The following is a 17156-nucleotide window of genomic DNA, read 5'->3' as shown; positions in this document are numbered from 1 at the left end:
GACGTCAAGTACTGCTCAAGTATCTAATACAGGTAATGATTTATCAATAGCTTTAGAATCAATGGTTTGGCAGATATCACGCTTTAGGGCTATTATGGCATCTTATTGATAAAATGTGGGCGATATAAAAAGCCCTGGACGTAGTCTACTTCCAATTGTTTGGCTGTTTCCAAATCCGCTTCGGTTTCAATGCCCTCCAAAACAATCTTTTTATTCGTCGCACGTGCAAACTGTATCATTTGCTTTACAAAGGTCATAAACACTTCGTTTTGGGCCATGCGCAGCACACAACGATCCAGCTTCACCCACCCTACCAACTGCAACACAGACACAGAAATCATCGAATGCGGGTGGCACATATCATCCAATGCAGTTTCAATGCCTAATGCATCAAAGGCCTCAATCATGGACAAACTCATGATGGCATCATTGATCTCGGAGTTCTCAATCAACTCAACCACAACCTTGTCCTTATCTTGGCGTCGTATCAGCTGAATAAAAGGGTTATTATGGGTTTCCACATCGGTGGCAAAAAAAGCATCTTGGTCTAAGTTAACAAACAGCTGTCCCGTTGGGCGCTCTGCCAGCTGTAACTGTTTTTGGGCATACTCCACTTGAAACAATGTAATCGGATTCTCATGCAACGAGGCATAGACAATGTCTGGACGTATAGCCTCCCCTTCGTGATTGTAAAAGCGTGACAACGCCTCATAAGCAACGACACTATTGGAGGCCAAATCGATAATCGGCTGATATTCCACACCAAACCGCTGCGCCTGAATGATTTCCAGCAATACAGACTTACTTAAACACCCCTGATTCGAATTCAACGACACTCTCCATTTGCGAAATATAACCGCCCTTATGCTAATGCGAATCAATTGCATTAGCAATATTTCAGACATAAAAAAAGCCTTGCTATGTGCAAGGCTTTTTGAATTTAAGGCTTATAAATCAGGAGCTTAATGAATCCCTTAGGATTACATCATGCCGCCCATACCGCCCATACCGCCCATGCCACCCATATCAGGCATAGCTGGCGCGCCTTCTTGTGGGATATCAGCAATCATTGCTTCAGTAGTGATCATTAGACCTGCAACCGATGCCGCTGCTTGTAGCGCTGAACGAGTTACTTTAGCTGGGTCTAGGATACCCATTTCGATCATGTCGCCGTAAATGCCAGTCGCGGCGTTGTAACCGTAGTTGCCTTCGCCTTGCTTAACTTTGTCTACAACAACAGATGCTTCATCACCAGCGTTTGAAACGATTTGACGCATTGGTGATTCCATAGCACGAAGTGCTAGAGCGATACCAACATTTTGGTCTTCGTTATCGCCTTCAAGTGCAGCAAGCTTCGACAGTGCACGAACTAGCGCAACACCACCACCTGCTACAACACCTTCTTCAACCGCTGCGCGAGTTGCGTGAAGTGCATCGTCTACACGTGCTTTCTTCTCTTTCATTGCAACTTCAGTCGCTGCACCGATCTTGATTACGCCAACACCACCAGCAAGTTTCGCAACGCGCTCTTGTAGTTTCTCTTTGTCGTAGTCAGAAGTAGAGTTCGCCATTTCCGCACGGATCTGCTCAACACGAGCGTTGATAGAAGCGTTGTCGCCAGCGCCATCAACGATGGTTGTAGACTCTTTCGTTAGCGTAACGCGCTTAGCCGTACCAAGCATATCAACCGTTGTACCTTCTAGAGATAGGCCAACTTCTTCAGAGATCACTTGCGCACCCGTTAGGATTGCGATGTCTTGAAGCATTGCTTTACGACGGTCACCGAAGCCAGGCGCTTTCGCCGCAGCCACTTTAACCACACCGCGCATAGAGTTAACAACTAGTGTTGCTAGTGCTTCGCCTTCAACGTCTTCAGAGATGATTAGAAGAGGACGTGATGCTTTTGCTGCAGCTTCTAGTGTTGGTAGAAGGTCACGGATGTTAGAGATCTTCTTATCAACCAATAGAATGAATGGGTTTTCAAGTTCCGCACTCATTGTTTCTTGGTTGTTGATGAAGTAAGGAGATAGGTAACCACGATCGAACTGCATACCCTCTACTACAGCTAGCTCGTCTTCGAAGCCAGAACCTTCTTCTACAGTGATAACGCCTTCTTTACCTACGCGTTCCATTGCCTCAGCGATGATTTTACCCACTGAAACATCAGAGTTTGCAGAAATAGTACCTACTTGCTCGATCGCACGAGTGTCTGCACATGGCGTAGAAAGTGCAGCGATTTCAGCAACAACAGCTTCTGTCGCTTTATCGATACCACGCTTAAGATCCATTGGGTTACGACCCGCTGCAACGGCTTTAAGACCTTCAGTTACGAATGCTTGCGCAAGAACTGTGGCAGTCGTAGTACCGTCACCCGCAACATCGTTTGCTTGTGAAGATACTTCTTTAACCATTTGAGCACCCATGTTCTCAAAGCGGTCATCTAGTTCGATCTCTTTCGCTACTGTTACACCGTCTTTCGTTACTAGAGGTGCACCGAAAGATTTTTCGATAACTACGTTACGACCTTTAGGGCCAAGCGTTACTTTTACCGCATCAGCTAGGACGTTAACGCCTTTAAGCATTTTTTGGCGAGCGCTGTCTGAGAATTTTACTTCTTTAGCCATTTTCTCTAATCCTAAATTTTATTAATTTGCTAATCGTTGATTAAACTGAAAAAGACTTAGGCTTCGATTACGCCGTAGATTTCGTCTTCTTTCATGATAAGTAGTTCTTCACCGCTAAGCTTAACGGCTTGACCTGAATACTGACCGAACAACACAGTGTCACCAACTTTAACGGCAAGTGCTTGAACTTCACCGTTAGATTGAATACGACCTGTGCCCACAGCCAAAACTTCACCCTGAGTTGGTTTCTCAGTTGCAGATCCTGGTAGAACGATACCAGACGCTGTAGTTGTCTCTTCTTCTTTACGGCGAACAACAACGCGATCGTGCAAAGGACGAATATTCATTGATCTATATCTCCAAAGTTAATCAATACCAGGACTCCCCTGGCCGGATTAGCCCCACTCTTCTGGTGGGATTCGTTATCGAATTCTTTAATGTGGTTGAGCCAAATTATTTCAAGGGCAATTTCTAACTATTTTTTCTCAATGTGATCATTTTTTTCCGATTCGGAACGGTATTCACCTTCAATGATGTCACCTTGAGTAAAATTGCCTTGGCTGTCACGGTGACTCCAGTGAGCACGCATGTTCATACGCTTTTTCATAAAGTCCAATGACACGCTAGACGCCACAGCTCGGCGCAGTGGAGAGATCAATAGCAAAGCCCCCACCGCATCGGTCACAAACCCTGGAATCAGCAAACATACACCAGCAAATGCCAACATAAAGCCTTCTGCCATTTCAGATGCAGGCAGTTCGCCTCGGCGCATTTTCTCTTGGGCTTTACGGGACGTTTCAAAGCCTTGATGGCGGATCAATGCCAAGCCAACAATCGCTGTGACAAACACTAGCGCAATGGTCGTCAAGCTACCTATTTTTGCCCCCACTTGGATCAGGACAGTCAGCTCAACCACAGGAATTAAAATCAACAGCAATAATGCAAAACGCATGGTAACCTTCTCAATGTCAGATTGTATCAATGACTATTTAGGGGTGTTTTTTGGCGAATCAAGAGAGCAAAGACTTTAAAGCGCGCGTTCTATTTGTTCTTGCACACTTGCCGCACGGATCTGTGATCTCATACGGCGAACTGGCAAAGCAAGCTGGCAATGCCAACTATGCTCGTCTCGTTGGGCAAATTTTAAAGCAACTGCCCCGCGACACATCTTTGCCATGGCATCGCGTGGTCAATAGCAAGCATCGTATCAGTTTTAGTGAAGGATCAGATGCGTACCAACGTCAAAAAAACCTTTTACAACAAGAGCACTGGACGGTAGTTGGCCAAAAGCTCATACAAAAAGAGACACCCTAGGTGTCTCTTTCACTGATCACTTACACATTAGTCACGGAAGTTGTTGAACTGCACTGGCAGTTCAAGGTCAGCACCGCGTAACAACTGCATCACTTGCTGCAAATCATCACGCTTTTTACCGGTGACGCGCAGCTGTTCGCCTTGAACCTGAGCTTGCACCTTGATTTTGCTGTCTTTGATCATTTTTACGATCTTTTTCGCTTCCGCTTGATCAATACCTTCTTTTAGTTTGATCTCTTGGGTAGCACGCAAATTGCCTTCAACAATCGGTCCGCGATCTAAAGTTTTCAAATCGATACCACGGTTTACCAATTTTTGGCCTAAAATATCCATCATTTGGCGCAATTGCATTTCCGCTTTTGCTTCCAATACAACCGCCTGCTTATCTTTTACAGTGAAGCTCGCATCAACACCTTTGAAGTCAAAACGTGTTGATACTTCACGGTTAGATTGATCTACAGCATTGGTAACTTCGTGCCAATTAAGCTCTGATACGATGTCAAAAGATGGCATATTCGCCTCCTCCATTCGATATTTACTCTTTGGGGCGGCATAATAGCAGGCTTACCGTTAAAAAACTTCTAATACGAGGCTTAAATGACAAAAGATGCGTGGTTAGTTGTCGGCAATGGCGCAATCGGTTTACTTTGGGCAAGCAAATTGCGCCAATTAGAACAACCGGTTACGGTTCTTTGCCGTAGCGACGTGCCAAATGGCATGCTCACAGTCGAAGACTTGGACGAAGAAGGATCTCAGCAACAAACTCAGTACGACGTTGAGTTTATTACCAAAGAGCAACTGGAAGGCAAGTACACCAAGGTTCTTTTATGCACTAAGGCGTTTGACTTGGTCGACGCCTATTTGGACATTCGCAAACACACCAAAAAGCGAGGTCTGATCGCCACACTTTGCAATGGCCTAGGCGCCCAACAGGATCTGATCCCACATCTGAAAAAGCAACAGAATCTGTGGGCCGGTATTACCAGCGAAGGCGCCCTTAAACTCGACAGTAATCGCGTCAAGAAGACCGGCAACGGTGATGCTTTCTTTGGCCTACTGGCACAGAGCGAAAGCAACCTTTATGGCGACTCATTCCCCTACCCAGATGTGCAGTGTCATAACATTGAGCGAAGGCTGCTTGAGAAATTAGCGGTAAACGCTGTGATAAATCCGTTAACGGCTATATTCTCTGTACGCAACGGTCAGGTATTAGAAGACCCGGTCAAACCGATTTTCGAAGCCGCCATTGACGAGTTGGCAAACGTCATGCAACTCGACTCCTTTAAATTCAAAACCATGGTCGGAGATATCACCAGTGAACAGCTGAACATGCGCATCGCCAATGTGGCACGCTTAACGGCGATGAACTGCTCCTCCATGTATGAAGACGTTCGTCACAACCGCCAAACCGAAAATGAATACATCTCAGGCTTCTTTCATCGTGAGGCCCCTAACGCCTCCGCCCCCTTGCAAGATGCCTTTTATGCAGCACTGAATGATCAGGCTCATTTAGAAGAGCACAAAAAAAAGCTCCTAGCGATGCACTAGGAGCTTTTTAAAATTCAACTATGAATCACATCAAGGAAGATGATTCGTACGACCTAATTCCATCAGAGAGGCAATGCTTTATCGCCATCAGGAGATGGCTCGTACGACCCGGCTCCGTCCGGGGAAGCAAGGCTTTAATCGCGGGATACAACCCGCTCGTACGACCTAATTCCATCAGAGAGGCAATGCTTTATCGCCATCAGGAGGTGGCTCGTACAACTTGATTCCAATTAGGGATACTTACTTTTTAAGTGTTGTCTTGTCTTTGCTAAGAATGACTTTTTGATCTTTGTACAAAGCACCCAAGGCTTTTTTAAAGGTTGCCTTACTGACATTAAAGGTTTTAAAGATGGTATCCGGCGCACTCTTATCGGTCAGAGGCATTTCACCACCGTTCTGTTCCATGTAGTCAATGATCTCTTCAAGCAAGCCTGTCACTTTCTTGTAGCCAGTTTGCTGCAAGCTCAGATCAATCTTACCGTCTTCACGGATACGCTTAATAAAGGCCTTTAGCTTGTCGCCTTTAAACACTCGACCGACCACATCCTGGAAGAACAACACCCCCCAGTAGCGGCTATCGATAATACACTTGTAACCGATATCAGTACGGTCACCCACAATAATGTCTACTTGCTCACCAGTGCGGTATTCGGGCTCATCACGATTGAGCAGACGATCCACTTTTGTGGTCGCCACAATACGGTTAGTCTCATGATCAAGATACACAAACAACAAATGCGTTTGACCTTCTTCAACACGATTCTTTTGTTGGCTAAATGGTACTAAAAGATCTTTTGGTAAGCCCCAATCAAAAAAGGCCCCTACTTGGTTAACCGACACTGCGCGCAGCGCAGAAAATTCCCCAACCTGAACTTTTGGCACCAGTGTTGTAGCGATCAACTCATCCTCAGAGTCAAGGTAGACAAACACCTCCAACTCATCTCCAATGCGCAGGCCATTTGGCACATAACGTTTAGGCAACAGGATTTCACCTAGCTGATCTGCATCGAGATAGACGCCGAAATCTTTTTCTTTAACTACGCGTAAGCGGTTCATGCGTCCGATATTGGTAGGCATATTGACTCCAAGGTATTCATTAAGGTCGCGCACTATACACGCACCTTTGTAAAAGTAAACTGTCTGTTAAGATTGTGCCATACACTGCTGCATTAACTTCGCTAACGCTTCATGTCCAGTGTCTTCCATCAACTTAATGTTACGCTCTGGAATGTCAGCGGTATCACCATAATAGTCAATGGCTTTCTCCAAACTGGCTTCACGCAAGATATGTAACATTGGATACGGTGAACGATTAGTGTAGTTACTGACATCGTCTTCTTCTGTACCAGAGAAGCAATATTTCGGATGAAACGTTGCTAATTGATACACCCCCTCACAGCCCTGTTCGTACATCAGGGCTTCAGAATCGTCGACAAAATCTAAATAGCCAACAAAATCATGAAACATGGTTGGGAAGATCACAAGTGTGGTTTCTACTTCGGGATGCTGATCCAAGAAATCAATTTCCGCCATCAACTCTTCTAACGCCACCGTCTCCTGACGTGAGCGCACCACTACGTAACGCACTGAGCCACGGTCCACTTCACGCTTGGCAAATGGGCAAACATTCATCGCCACAATAAAGGAACTGACCCACTTTTGGGTTTGAGCGACTACTAACTCTTCGGTTAAGTGCATGGTTTGAAACCTCTAAATTTTTTGCCATTTTATTTCATTACCTGAAATCGGTCTAACGCCTTGCAACAATTAGTGAAATTAAATGAAAGAAATCCACGCAAATAATCGGACAGTGGTACAATCGCCTTACAATTTACGTTTCAATTGAGAGCATACATGTCCTTTTCCGAATTAGATCTGGATTTCACCATTACGCAAGCCATTGAAGACATGGGGCTTAGCGAACCAACACCCATTCAAGAGCAAGCCATTCCACTTGCTATGGACGCCCAAGACATTCTAGCGTGTGCTGCGACCGGCACAGGCAAAACACTGGCTTTTGCTGCGCCAGTAGTACAGCACATCTTAGACCGTGACGAAGAGTCTAGCCTAGCACCAAAAGCTTTAGTTCTGGCTCCTAGCCGCGAGCTTGCACGCCAAATCTTCCAAGTATTCGAGCAAGTGATTGCGCACACTCGCATTAAATTACAGTTGATCGTGGGCGGTACGCCTTACGGCATGCAACAGCAGCAACTTAGTGAACCATGTGACATTTTGGTGGCAACGCCAGGTCGCTTGGTGGAGCTGGATGAAAAAGGCTGGTTGGATTTCAGTGACTGCTCCATGTTCGTCATCGACGAAGCCGATCGCATGCTAGACATGGGCTTTATTGACGCCGTTAGGCACCTAGCTAAGCAGCTACCGAAAGAACACCAAACACTAATGTTTTCAGCGACCATTGATGGCGAGAAAATGAGTCGCTTCTCACGCTCACTATTAAATGAAGACGCCGAAACCATTCAGCTAACAGATTCGCCTCGCACGGTTCCGAGCCAAATCAAGCAAGTAGCGCTTCGTGTTGATGATGATGCACACAAAGAAGCATTGCTAAAGCATTTGATCTCACAAGAACGCGTCCAGCAAGCAGTTGTCTTTGTCTCCAACCGTGACCACGTCGATGTGTGGGTGCAACGCATCCGTAAATGGGGCTTCCGCTGTGATGGCCTACACGGTGAAATGAAGCAAAGTGATCGTAACGATCACTTAAAACAGATGAAGAAAGGCCGCTTGCAAGTATTAGTTGCAACAGACGTTGCAGCACGTGGTATCGATTTACCTGAGATCAATACGGTGATCAACCTGCGCTTACCGCGCCGTGCCGACTCCTATGTACACCGCGCCGGCCGCGCATCCCGCGAAGGCAACCCTGGTGAATGCTACTCACTCGTTGATATGCATGACCTGCCAATGATTGAGAAGATTCAGCGCTACATGCAAGCGCACATTGCGTTCAGTAAGATTGAAGGTTTAGAACCTAAAACCAAAATCCGCGCCGCAAGCGCAGCTAAGACTAAGAAAAAGCCTGCAGCCAAAAAGAAAACAACAGCCGCCAAAGTGAAGAAAAAGAAATAGCCTTCTCTTACACTCAAACACGCACTAAAAAGGGAGCCACGGCTCCCTTTTTCATATCTATTTAGCGATCACACTAATCGAATTTTAAGGTGTGGTGCTTACGACGAGCCTTCGCTTCTAAATAGTTGCGGTTATGCTGATTCACATGCACCGCCGTTGGCACCAATTCTGTCACTTCAATATCGTTAACAGTCAGCTGCTCAGCCTTGTCAGGATTATTGGTTAACAAACGCACTTCATTTACCCCTAGGGCCTTCAGCATGCGCGCAGCAATACTAAAGTCGCGGCCATCATCCGGCAAATGCAGCATCTCGTTGGCTTCGTAAGTGTCATAGCCTTGGTCTTGCAATGCGTAGGCATCCAACTTGGCATATAGACCAATGCCACGCCCTTCTTGACGCAAATAGAGAATGTAACCACCCTCTTCATTAATGCGGTCGATCGCTTCGTCTAATTGCTCACCACAATCACAACGACCTGAGCCAAATACATCACCAGTCAAACACTCAGAGTGAAGACGAACCAGCGGCGTTTTATTCTTATCTGTTGTCGTTCCGGCAAAAGAAATAGCAATGTGCTCTTTACCGCTTTCATCGCCATTGAACGAAATAAACTCGGCCATGACGTCACCAGCTCGCACTGGAATCACTACGCGACGTTTAACCGTTAATTGATCCATTGATACTGCTCTCTCACAAAAAATTATGCTCTATATGCGAGCATTATAGGGTGTTTTCAACCCCTAAGTAAGGAAAACTACATTAAGTGTCCCAGAGGTAAAGACGTGTTCTCTTTTACTGAGCGTAAAAGGAAGCTAGATTGTACACCACTGACGCCAGGGATACGTGTTAATTGGCCCAACAAAAAGTCGTGATACTTTTCCATGTCTTCCACTACCACCTCAACCAAATAGTCACAGTTTTGCCCTGTCACTAGGTTACAAGAGCGTACTTCAGGGAAAGAGTTTACTTTTTCTTCGAACACACTAAAACGGTCTGGGGTGTGGCGGTCCATACTGATTTGAACAAATGCTGTGAGCTTCAAGCCCAACTCAGATCGCTTTAACAGTGTGACCTTACGATCAATAATGCCACTTTCCTCCAATGCCTTGACTCGTCTTAGACAAGGTGAAGGTGACAAACCGACTCGATCTGCAAGCTCTTGGTTGGTTAAGCTAGAATCTTGCTGTAACTCCTGCAAAATCCGCACATCAATTCTATCTAAATCCAGTTTCATAAGCACACCAGTTCAATATTTTTATTATTTTAGCAATATTATTCCAAAACACTCGCAAATTAAGTATTAAAACGCAATCATTTTCCGCTAAAATTTAGATACACTATTCCGTGTTGAAAGATGCTAACCGCATCACAATCTACAAAGGCTTACCCGCCTAACTACTATATGGAAGGAAAAGAATATGAGTTCTTTTGATCACACTAAATATCGTCCGTTCGAGCCGGTTGCGATTGCAAACCGCACTTGGCCCGATCAAGAAATCACCAAAGCTCCAATCTGGGCAAGTGTTGACCTACGTGACGGCAACCAAGCACTGGTTGAGCCTATGACAGTGGAACAAAAAAAGGAATTCTTCAAACTTCTAGTAGACGTAGGCTTTAAAGAAATCGAAGTAGGTTTCCCTGCTGCATCACAATTGGATTTTGACTTTGTTCGCTGGTTGGTGGAAGAAGACCAAGTGCCTGATGATGTTTACATCCAAGTATTGACACAAGCACGCCCAGAGTTGATCGAGCGTACTTATGAATCTTTGAAAGGCGCTAAAAAAGCCGTTGTACACGTTTACAACTCCACTTCTAAAACTCAGCGCGAACAAGTATTCCGCTTGGGCAAAGACGGCATCAAGGACATCGCTGTGCGCGGCGCACAGTGCGTAAAAGATCATGCTGAGAAAAACCCAGAAACAGAGTGGGTATTCCAGTACTCTCCTGAGAGCTTTACAGGTACAGAAACAGACTTTGCCATCGAAGTATGTGATGCAGTCATCGACGTATGGCAGCCAACGCCAGAGAAGAAATGCATCATCAACTTACCAGCAACGGTTGAAGTCGCTACTCCGAACCGTTTTGCTGACCAAATTGAATACTTCTGCCGCAACGTCAAAAACCGTGATAGCGTCATCATCAGCTTGCACACCCACAATGACCGTGGCTGTGGTGTAGCGGCAGCGGAACTAGGCATGATGGCCGGCGCTGATCGCATCGAAGGCACTTTGCTAGGCAACGGCGAGCGTACTGGTAACATGTGTGTCGTCACAATGGCTATGAACATGTACAGCCAAGGCGTTGACCCAGAATTGAACTTTGGCGACATGGACCGTGTAATCAGCGTGGTTCAGTCATGCACACAATTGCCAGTTCATCCACGTCATGCTTACGCTGGCGAGTTGGTCTTTACTGCATTCTCAGGTTCTCACCAAGACGCGATCAAGAAATGTTTGGCTAACCAAACAGAAGATAAACCTTGGGACGTAGCTTACTTGCCAATCGATCCTCGCGATATTGGCCGTAGCTACCAAGAAGTTATCCGTGTAAACAGCCAATCAGGCAAAGGCGGTGTTGCCTTCGCATTGGAACAAGAATACGGCTTGGCATTGCCACGTTGGTTGCAAGTGGAGCTTAGCCCTATCGTACAAAGATTCTCTGAAGAAGACGGTGGTGTCATCCAAGCGGCAGACATGAAACGTTTGTTTGAAGAACACTTCATGACATCGTCTGCGCCATACGCGTTGGGCAACTACGAACTTAGCAAGAAAGACTGCGATACCGTGTCTGCTGAGCTAGCCCATAACGATGGCAACATCACAGTACATGGCGAAGGTAATGGTGCATTGTCTGCCTTTACCAGCGCATTGAGCGAACACTTCAACGTCCGTGTTGACATCGTTCAGTACCAAGAACACGCATTGACTGTGGGCAGCGACTCTCAAGCGATCGCTTACATCCAAGCCAACATTGATGGCGAGCGTTACAACGGTGTGGCGATCGATAACGACATCGTGTCGGCATCGATTCAAGCGGTACTTGCGACAGTCAACCAAAAAGTCATCGCATCAGAACAAGCAAACGTTGCCTAACCCCCGCAACCTTGCTTTGAAACTGGGGTAAGCGGCAAAACCATTGCCCCAGATACGATAAAGCCGAGCATTACCCTGCTCGGCTTTTTTACGTTTGTGCGGTGAACTTTAAGATCCGTAACAGCGCCTGTTAAGCGGCATCTTTCTTTAATACCACCACACAATCACGCCCAGCATGTTTCGCCTGATACAAGGCTTGGTCAGCCCCCTTAATCAGTTCCAGCTGATCCGTTTCTGTGGTGAACCGACAAAGCCCGACACTCACGGTCAGATCAATACTGTATTCATCGTAGAGAAACGGCTTCTTGCTTAACAATTGGCGATACCGTTCACAGGCAATCAGAGCATTTTCAAGATCGGTATGCGGTAAACAAAGCCCAAATTCTTCCCCACCAATCCGGCCAAACTGATCCCCGGCACGCTTTTCGGACACTAGACGTCGAGACAGCTCTTTGAGCACAACGTCTCCCCCTTCATGGCCATACGTATCATTGACTTGCTTAAAGTGATCGATGTCGAACACCGCCACACACAAACTCTGTCCGTAACGACCAGCTTTGGCCATTTCGTCCTGTAGGTTTTTCTCAAACGCACGACGATTAGGCAAATTGGTTAAATAATCGGTAGTCGATAAGGCTTCTAGGCGGGCATTCATAGCCATCAGCTTTTGACGCATCTCATCCAAGCGCGTCATGGCCATTAATTTCGCGGCCAAGACCTTATGCTGGATTGGCTTCACTAAATAATCGTCGGCACCGGCTTCGATACAACGCAAAACATCGTCATCAGACTCGGAGCCACTGAGAATGATGATCGGCACCCAATTAGCATCGTAACTTCCTTGAAATGCACGGATTTCATTGACGGCTTGAACACCGGATTTATGCGGCATATTCAAATCTACAACCAACAAATCGACTTCTTCAGCATGACTAAAGAAAAAGCTCACCAGCTGCTCGCCGTCACTCACCTCTATGACTTGATGACCAAGTTTTTCCAGGTGAAACCTGAGTAGCATACGATCTGATGGCGCATCCTCTGCAATCAGTATCCTCAAGGAAGCCTCCCCATCCCTTTCAAATGGTCTTTTACACGAACATATTCGGCTTTAATCGCACTTATTTGGCCACTAGCATCTACCACCTCACCAGATTTAGCCTGCGCCTCTAGGGTGGCCGCTTGCTGACTTAAAGTCATCGCACCAACGTTGGCACTGACCGATTTAAGGCTGTGTGCTGGACGATGAATAGCGGCGGCGTCATTGTTACCGAGTGCCTCATCCAGCGCCACCATCACCCCATCAGCATCTTGTAAGAAGGCTAGGACGATCTCCTGAACTTGATCTCCCAAGATTTCCTCAAGACTGCTTAATACCGTTTCATCTAATGCACCTTGCAAACCGTTCGATTCCTCTACTGCTAATGAATTCATGACGTCTTTTCCATCAGTTGCCACTGGTTCTGACTGAGGTAAACAATCAGAAAGTGTTTTTAATAGTTCACCACCTTTGAAGGGTTTTGAGATATAGCCATCGCCACCAGCACGCTTAACCTCTTCCACTCGTTCAGGCTGAACATCCGCCGTTAATGCCAAGATCGGCACTCGTGTTAATGATTGTCGTTGTTCTATATGACGAATCTGTTTGATGGCTGTGATGCCATCCATTACCGGCATATGTAGATCCATTAAGATTAGATCAGGCTTAAAATGTTGCCACTTTTCAATCGCTTCTAAGCCATTTTCTGCCATTTCAAGCTGCACATCGTAGCGAGACAACAATCCTTTCACTACCGCCAAATTGGCTTTCAAATCCTCAACCACCAGAATCTTAGAGGCTGGCAGAACAACGCTGGCTTCCGTCGCCTCCCTGTCTGGCCCATGCGTGGCATCGCCGGCCAAACTGACCTTATGAACCGTAGGGTTATTCAAGCCAAGTAACCCATCGATGCCTTTTTTGAGCTCGTGAACACTGGCAGGCTTATCAATACACTTTGCTATACCCGCGGCCTTCAGCATCTGGCTCGATAAGGTTCCAGCAGACGAGATCATAAGACTGGCAGGCAATAAGTGTGGCGCCAATTGCTCATGTAATGCTTTATTAAATGTTAAGCCATCTAATTCCGGCATCAAATAGTCCAAAATCAACAGATCATAGGGTTCATTCTGCTTCGCCGCCTCGATCACTTCCCGATAGGCTGCTTTCGGGTCTTGATAGAATTCAGCCTCAACCTGGCAAAACTCTAGTTGATTCTGAAGGATCACTAGATTGGTCGCATTATCATCTACGACTAATACTTTGGAGAACTCAACCTTGTTAAATTCTCCTAACGGGTGATCTTGCGGAGGTTGTGCAATACCCAGAGGGATACGTACTGTAAAAACGGAGCCTTGCCCAACCTGACTGGTGACAGAAATCTCCCCCCCCATTAAGTCAACTAGCTGCTTGGTAATGGCTAACCCTAAACCGGTTCCACCGAATTTGCGTGTGGTTGAGTTATCAGCCTGCATAAAGGCTTGAAACAGTTTGCTTTGCGCGTCTTCTGAAATACCAATACCGCTGTCAGTCACGCTTAAGCTAACGTTTAGTTCCTGCTCAGCTTCCGCTAACTCGCCAGTCACTGCAATCAGCACCTGCCCGTGTTCGGTAAACTTAATGGCATTGCCCACTAAGTTCATCAGTATTTGGCGGATACGATAGGCGTCCCCTCGCACCAATGGAAACTCACTAATGCCATACTCCACCAGTAAGTCAATGCCTTTCGCTTCCGCTTTATTGACCAATAAACGTGATAAATCATAGACCAACCCCTCTAAGTCAAAATCAATGACCTCCAAAGACAAGTGTCCAGCTTCTATTTTAGAGAAGTCTAAAATCTCATTGATCAGCTCCAGCAAGTTTTCACCGGAGTTTTGAATAATGGCCAGCTGACTTTGTTGCTCTTTGCTTAACTCGGAGCCTGACAAAATCTCTGTCATGCCCAGCACCCCATTCAATGGGGTGCGAATCTCATGGGACATAGTGGCCAAAAAGTTACTTTTCGCTTGACTTGCCCGAATGGCTTCTTCACGAGCATGGGTCAGAATACGCTCCGTTTCATAACGCTCAGTGACATCCATATTGGTGCCAAACAAATACAAAGGGTTGCCCTCAGTATCCAAAGCGGTTCTGGCACTCGCTTTAATGTAACGAACCTTTCCGTTTGACAGTACAATTCTAAAGTCCACATCAAGATCGGTACTGTATTCAATGGCTCTCACCGTCTCTTTCTGCAGTCTCGGAATATCCTCTGGATGAATAAAGCTTGCCCACAAGGCATAATCAATACGCCCAGAAGCATTTTCCAATTCATACAGCTCGCACATGCGTTGATCCCAGATCAATTCTCGCGTTTGCAGGTCCATCTCCCAAACGCCAATACCAGCGGACTCCGTTGCAATGCTTAACCGACTTTGCGCTTTTGCAATATCCGCTTCGATCTCTAAGCGAGAGGTGATGTCGCGGCAATGAACAATAAAACCACTGATACGACCTGACTCATCGGTCATTTTACTGCGCACATTGTCGGTCACTATCTCACGGCCATCTGAGCGCTGGTAAACCATACGATACTCTTCACGCTCGGGATGATGGTCGCGATCGTAGGCTAAGCCAACGCGCTCAAAAGATTCTGCGTCGGCATAAAAAATGCGCGGACTTCGGCCTATTAATTCACTTTGCTGATAACCAAACATTTGCTCAGCAACTGGGTTAACCATCTTAATAAGGCGATTATCATCCACCACTACGATGGCTTCAGGCGCATCCATAAACAGTGATTTGAACAACTCCATTTGCTGCTGCTGTGCATTTTCGGACTCTTTTTGCACGGTTATATCTTCAAATGTGATAACGCACGACAGGCCATTCTCGACATCGTCTGTTACCGGTGAGCAGGTAAACTGAACCGGAAACAAGGAACCATCGGCACGCACAAAATGAGCGTCTGTACAGGACGATTTATAGCTCCTACGTACCGCATTAAGCAGTAAGTTTTCGCCATGACTGGGTGCTGTCTCAGTATCAAACTCCGAACGCAACAAGCGGTTAATTGCTTTACCGATAACTTCTTTTTCAGTGGTACCAAGCAATGATAAAGCGGCTGAGTTGACGAAGCTGATCTTGCCACGATTGTCCACTCCAACCACACCGTCTTTGACCGACTCTAGGATCAAACGATATTTTTGCTCAGCACGAACAATGGCATGTTTACTGTCCTCACGAGCCAGTTCACTGGATAACCATTGGCCAAACAGTTTGACAAGCTCATACTCATCTTCGCTAAAGTCTTCGTCTCGTGGATCCGGTCCAGAAAAGCACAAGGTCCCCCAAACCACCCCATTAAGCCGAATGGCGACACCAATATAGGCCTCAAATTGATGCTTGATATAACAAAGGTGATTGGCAATCTCACTGCGCCCAGCATGATAAAACCCCGTAACCTGATCACGCTCTAAAGCATGCAAGCAATAGCATTCCGACAGGTCAAAACTGGTACCATCGATTGGCTCGCCGCCCTGCAAATGGCTGTAGGCTACCTGATAATGCTGCCCCTCAATATGACTGACAATGGCCACGGGAAGGTTCAATATTTCACTGCCTAACGCTAGCATTTTCTGCGCCTTCTGCGCCAAGGACAAATGGCTTAGGGCGGTAATTTCATGGAACTTCTGTAACGCTTCGGTGATGCGCTTAAGCGGAGTTTGGTCACGCACACAAACATAGACACCTTCGACGACACCATTGACACGCTTAGGCATAAACGAACAGGCAATATAATGTTTGGCATAGCTGCCATGTTGGGTTTTATGAACAGCGGGAAAGTGCGCCTCCACCACTTCGCCAGCTAGGGCTTTTGTCAGCGCTCCTTCTACCTTATCGAATTGACCTTGGCCAATCACATCGACCACACGCTGACCAATGGTGTCCTGTCGTGAGCGATGAAACACTGCCTCATAACGCCGATTGACAAATTGATAGCAAAAATCTCGGTCGATGATGGAAACTAGGAAAGGTAAATGGTCAACCAAATCCGTCAGATCTGATGACGCATTCGGCAGTGGCTCAAGCGCTTTTTTGGGGAACAGAGCGCCAATAACCGGCAAGGCATCATGGATAAAGTTGGAGTCCACATACAAGGGAACGCCTAAATAACCTGCCTGCGGTAATTCAAACCACTCTAGTGATTTAATGGATTGAAACGACAGTGCTTTAACATGACCCTCCTCAACGTAAATCCCTTGCCCATCCGCTAATACGACCGCCCAATGAGAGATAGCGCCGGTGCACTCCAACAGGTTGGCAAGGGGTTGAAAGATTTCAAAAGGACCAGAAAAGCCCTCTGCCCATGCTATGGGCGATGGAGAATAAGGAACATGCTGCAAAGTCATATACGTCACTGTAATTGAGGTGGCCGATTTACACAGCTCACTTGGAAAAACTATCGCAC

At 46.4% G+C, this 17156-nt stretch carries 15 protein-coding genes; 4 read left to right on the top strand and 11 right to left on the bottom strand.

Annotated features, from left to right (window positions below; genetic code table 11):
* Positions 1-92: 92 nt before the first annotated feature.
* From MAQ5080_RS15440 to MAQ5080_RS15425, 4 genes are all read right to left on the bottom strand, one after another.
* Positions 93-830, bottom strand: a complete 738-nt coding sequence (locus tag MAQ5080_RS15440; protein WP_067212420.1) for an EAL domain-containing protein — start codon at positions 828-830, stop codon at positions 93-95.
* Between the two features lie 150 nt (positions 831-980).
* The gene (groL, locus tag MAQ5080_RS15435) at positions 981-2624 is read right to left on the bottom strand and encodes a chaperonin GroEL (protein WP_067212422.1); all 1644 of its coding nucleotides are present in this window, start codon (positions 2622-2624) and stop codon (positions 981-983) included.
* 56 nt (positions 2625-2680) lie between these two features.
* Positions 2681-2971 carry a co-chaperone GroES gene (locus MAQ5080_RS15430; protein WP_067212424.1) on the bottom strand — a complete coding sequence of 97 codons (291 nt, stop codon included), beginning with the start codon at positions 2969-2971 and terminating at the stop codon, positions 2681-2683.
* Positions 2972-3099: 128 nt separating this feature from the next.
* The gene (locus MAQ5080_RS15425) at positions 3100-3576 is read right to left on the bottom strand and encodes an FxsA family protein (protein WP_067212427.1); all 477 of its coding nucleotides are present in this window, start codon (positions 3574-3576) and stop codon (positions 3100-3102) included.
* Positions 3577-3626: 50 nt separating this feature from the next.
* Here MAQ5080_RS15425 and MAQ5080_RS15420 point away from each other — a divergent pair, with 50 nt between their 5' ends.
* Positions 3627-3938, top strand: a complete 312-nt coding sequence (locus MAQ5080_RS15420; protein WP_067212429.1) for an MGMT family protein — start codon at positions 3627-3629, stop codon at positions 3936-3938.
* A gap of 27 nt (positions 3939-3965) precedes the next feature.
* On the opposite strand, the gene MAQ5080_RS15415 is transcribed toward MAQ5080_RS15420, so the two are convergent.
* A complete protein-coding gene (locus MAQ5080_RS15415) occupies positions 3966-4451 on the bottom strand; it encodes a YajQ family cyclic di-GMP-binding protein (protein WP_067212519.1) in 486 nt (161 codons plus the stop codon).
* An 84-nt stretch (positions 4452-4535) separates the two neighbouring features.
* Here MAQ5080_RS15415 and MAQ5080_RS15410 point away from each other — a divergent pair, with 84 nt between their 5' ends.
* Positions 4536-5486, top strand: a complete 951-nt coding sequence (locus MAQ5080_RS15410; RefSeq protein WP_067212431.1) for a ketopantoate reductase family protein — start codon at positions 4536-4538, stop codon at positions 5484-5486.
* 240 nt (positions 5487-5726) lie between these two features.
* Here the strand turns inward: MAQ5080_RS15410 and MAQ5080_RS15405 are convergent, their stop codons facing one another.
* Positions 5727-6563 carry a CvfB family protein gene (locus MAQ5080_RS15405; protein WP_067212434.1) on the bottom strand — a complete coding sequence of 279 codons (837 nt, stop codon included), beginning with the start codon at positions 6561-6563 and terminating at the stop codon, positions 5727-5729.
* A 66-nt stretch (positions 6564-6629) separates the two neighbouring features.
* Positions 6630-7184, bottom strand: a complete 555-nt coding sequence (locus MAQ5080_RS15400; RefSeq protein ID WP_067212437.1) for a DUF1415 domain-containing protein — start codon at positions 7182-7184, stop codon at positions 6630-6632.
* Positions 7185-7340: 156 nt separating this feature from the next.
* Between MAQ5080_RS15400 and MAQ5080_RS15395 the strand changes: the two genes are divergently transcribed.
* Positions 7341-8576 carry a DEAD/DEAH box helicase gene (locus MAQ5080_RS15395; RefSeq protein WP_067212440.1) on the top strand — a complete coding sequence of 412 codons (1236 nt, stop codon included), beginning with the start codon at positions 7341-7343 and terminating at the stop codon, positions 8574-8576.
* Between the two features lie 73 nt (positions 8577-8649).
* Here MAQ5080_RS15395 and ribA read toward each other — a convergent pair whose 3' ends face one another.
* Together ribA and MAQ5080_RS15385 are read right to left on the bottom strand one after the other, a co-directional pair.
* A complete protein-coding gene (gene ribA, locus MAQ5080_RS15390) occupies positions 8650-9255 on the bottom strand; it encodes a GTP cyclohydrolase II (protein WP_067212443.1) in 606 nt (201 codons plus the stop codon).
* Positions 9256-9332: 77 nt separating this feature from the next.
* Positions 9333-9806, bottom strand: coding sequence for an Lrp/AsnC family transcriptional regulator (locus MAQ5080_RS15385; protein ID WP_438501675.1), 474 nt, complete (start codon positions 9804-9806; stop codon positions 9333-9335).
* A gap of 190 nt (positions 9807-9996) precedes the next feature.
* On the opposite strand from MAQ5080_RS15385, the gene leuA reads away from it, so the two are divergent.
* Positions 9997-11670: a 2-isopropylmalate synthase gene (gene leuA, locus MAQ5080_RS15380; RefSeq protein ID WP_067212450.1), complete on the top strand. Its 1674-nt coding sequence runs from the start codon at positions 9997-9999 to the stop codon at positions 11668-11670.
* Between the two features lie 130 nt (positions 11671-11800).
* Here the strand turns inward: leuA and MAQ5080_RS15375 are convergent, their stop codons facing one another.
* Both MAQ5080_RS15375 and MAQ5080_RS15370 read right to left on the bottom strand, forming a co-directional pair.
* On the bottom strand, positions 11801-12727 hold the full coding sequence (locus MAQ5080_RS15375; protein ID WP_067212453.1) for a GGDEF domain-containing response regulator: 927 nt from the start codon (positions 12725-12727) through the stop codon (positions 11801-11803).
* A complete protein-coding gene (locus tag MAQ5080_RS15370) occupies positions 12724-17097 on the bottom strand; it encodes a PAS domain S-box protein (RefSeq protein WP_067212456.1) in 4374 nt (1457 codons plus the stop codon). The genes MAQ5080_RS15375 and MAQ5080_RS15370 overlap by 4 nt, the downstream gene beginning before the upstream one ends.
* Between the last annotated feature and the right edge of the window lie 59 nt (positions 17098-17156).

The sequence above is a fragment of the Marinomonas aquimarina genome (assembly GCF_900089755.1).
GTDB lineage: Bacteria > Pseudomonadota > Gammaproteobacteria > Pseudomonadales > Marinomonadaceae > Marinomonas > Marinomonas aquimarina.
This window is presented reverse-complemented; position numbering and strand designations above follow the sequence as displayed.